The sequence below is a fragment of the Nocardioides cremeus genome, from assembly GCF_030518195.1.
In the GTDB taxonomy this organism is placed as follows: domain Bacteria; phylum Actinomycetota; class Actinomycetes; order Propionibacteriales; family Nocardioidaceae; genus Nocardioides; species Nocardioides cremeus.
Window position 1 is genome coordinate 1 of sequence record NZ_JAULSC010000513.1, and the last position, 206, is coordinate 206.

At 87.9% G+C, this 206-nt stretch carries 1 protein-coding gene; it reads right to left on the reverse strand.

The window, feature by feature from the left end; all coding sequences use genetic code 11:
• A partial coding sequence (locus tag QWJ41_RS22645; RefSeq protein ID WP_302710612.1) for a hypothetical protein occupies nucleotides 1–206 on the reverse strand: 206 nt, incomplete at both ends.

A 206-nucleotide genomic window follows, 5' to 3' on the forward strand; every position in this document is an offset into this window, starting at 1 on the left:
GTGGCCGGGCCGGTCGCGGGGGTGCCGTGCACCGGCGTGGCCGAGCCGGACCCGGCCGCGGCGGCGGCGGCGAGCCCCGCGGCGGCGCCGGCCCCCGCGCCGGCGGCCGGCAGCACCGGGGGGGCGTCGGGGGAGGGCTGGTCGACGACGGCGGTCGGGGCGTCGCCCGCGGCGGCGGCACTGTGCCCGCTGGGGTCGCGCAGGGC